Source organism: uncultured Campylobacter sp. (genome assembly GCF_937949835.1).
GTDB lineage: Bacteria > Campylobacterota > Campylobacteria > Campylobacterales > Campylobacteraceae > Campylobacter_B.
Genome location: NZ_CALEDC010000098.1, coordinates 1 through 2,396 on the forward strand (window position 1 = coordinate 1; position 2,396 = coordinate 2,396).

The 2,396-nt window shown below is 46.5% G+C and carries 1 protein-coding gene; it reads left to right on the top strand.

What is annotated here, in order from left to right:
• Window positions 1-498: 498 nt before the first annotated feature.
• A complete protein-coding gene (gene htpG / locus Q0256_RS02120) occupies window positions 499-2,340 on the top strand; it encodes a molecular chaperone HtpG (RefSeq protein ID WP_297959622.1) in 1,842 nt (613 codons plus the stop codon).
• The last annotated feature ends 56 nt before the right edge of the window (window positions 2,341-2,396 follow it).

The window sequence follows — 2,396 nt, forward strand, 5'->3', positions numbered from 1 at the left end:
GCCGAACCTATGCCTGATTTTTCAGTCAAATTTACGGCGGCGTCCGCATTCAGATCTACATTAGCGTCCGTCTCGCAGATATTTTCGTTTGAGCTTTTTAAATTTTTGCCCCGTTTTTCTCTCAGCTCATTTATGCGTTGTATGATTTCTTCATTATTCAAATGAAATCCTTTCTGCTCGATAAATTTTTATTAATTGGTTAAACACCGGGTTTTATCATCAAAATCGCATTAATATCGGGGGGATTATATCATCTTGTTTTGAATTTTTCAAAAAAAATATGACCAAGAAAAATCCGCAAATTTGGTGTAAATGCGCCGTCAAATTCGGATTGGTTATCGCTGGTATCATCTGCAGCTAGGTTTAAATTTTATATACTTCGGACACGCATAAATTTACAAAACTTGATAGGATGCATATCAAGTTTATTTATTCTACTCTTGACAAGATTAGCACTCCATGATATAATCTGCTAAAATTTTCAAAAAGGACCGCATAATGGCAAAGAAAAAATTTAAGACCGAAGTGAATGATCTGCTAAATTTGATGATCCATTCGCTTTATTCGAACAAGGAGATTTTCCTGCGCGAGCTTATCTCAAACGCAAGCGACGCGCTGGATAAATTAAACTATCTAAGCCTTACAAACGACGATTACAAGGCGCTTTCGTATGTGCCGCGCATCGATATCAAGATCGACAAAGAGGCCAAAACGCTAAGCATCGGCGATAATGGCATCGGTATGGACGAGGCCGAGCTCGAGAGCAATCTAGGCACTATCGCGCGCAGCGGCACGAAGGGCTTTATGGCGAGCCTTAGCGGCGATGCGGCGAAGGACAGCAACCTCATCGGACAGTTCGGCGTCGGGTTTTATTCGGCGTTTATGGTCGCGGATCGTATCGATGTTATCAGCCGCAAGCCGCTCTCGCAGGACGCCTTTAAATGGAGCAGCGACGCGAGCAACTACATGGTCGAAAAGGCGGAGAAAGAGGACTTCGGCACGACGATAATCCTGCATATGAAAGATGAGGAGTTTTTGGACGGCTACAGGCTCGAGGGCATTATCAAAAAATACTCCAACCACATCCCATATCCGATCTTTATGGATAAAGAAGAATACGTTCCCGCGCAAAAAGAGGGCGAGCAGGGACATAGCGAGGTTAAAAACGTCCAGATCAACCGCGCGAGCGCGCTTTGGCAGCTGCCGAAAAGCAGCCTAAAACCGAGCGATTACAATGAATTTTACAAGCAGATCAGCCACGACAGCGGCGATCCGCTGTTTTACATCCACACCAAGGCCGAGGGCACGCACGAATACACGACGCTTTTTTATGTGCCTAGCAGCGAGCCTTTCGATCTATACCGCGTCGATTATCAAAGCGGCGTGAAGCTCTACGTCAAGCGCGTTTTCATCACCGACGACGCCAAAGAGCTGCTGCCTAGCTACCTGCGCTTCGTGCGCGGCATAATGGACGTCGAGGATCTGCCGCTAAACGTAAGCCGCGAAATTTTACAAGAAAATCGAATTCTAGCCTATGTCCGCGAACAGAGCGTGAAAAAAATTCTATCCGAGCTGCAGAAGCTTTTGCAAAGCGATCGCGAAAAATACATAAAATTTTACGAATTATTCGGCAAGGTTTTGAAAGAGGGGCTTTACGGCTTCGGCGCAAACAAAGAGGAAATTTTAAAGCTTTGTCTTTTCAAATCAAATCTGCGAGACGGTCTCATCACGCTTAGCGAGTATAAGGAAAAAATGGGCGCGGAGCAAAAAGAGATCTATTATATCGCGGGGAACAGCGCCGCGATGCTTAAAAGCTCGCCTCTGATCGAGAAATTTAACGCCGAGGGCACGGAGGTGCTGCTCTGCGACGATGAGATCGATACGATCGTGATGCCGGGCGTTTTTGAGTTTGATAAGACGCCGGTTAAAAATGCGACTTCGATCAAGCAGGAGGCTTCGAGCGACGATGCCGCGACGCCGCAAGCCAAAGAGATTGCCGCAAAGATCAAAGAAATTTTAGGCGAACGCATCAAGGACGTTAAAATTTCATCGCGTCTAAGCGGCTCGCTTTCCTGCCTTGTTTTTGACGAGAACGATCCCGATTTTGCGACGCAGCACCTGCTTAAGCAGATGGGAGGCCGCAATCTGCCACCAATAAAGCCGATTTTGGAGATCAACGCAGATCACGAGATCATCAAAAAGCTGCAGGCCGATAAGCTGATGCTGCCGCAAGTAGCCGAGATAATCTACGATCTGGCGCGCCTTAGCGAGGGGCAAGAGCTTGAAAATCCGAGCGAGTTTATCAAAAACGTAAACGAGCTGATCGCAAAGGCTCTGTAAATTATCTAAATTTAGAGCTTCGATCCGCTACCCAAATTCCGCGCGGCTGCATAGGC

Bases quoted from the DNA above. Each gene is read 5' to 3' on its own strand.
- htpG (WP_297959622.1), top strand. From the start codon at position 499: ATGGCAAAGAAAAAATTTAAGACCGAAGTGAATGATCTGCTAAATTTG.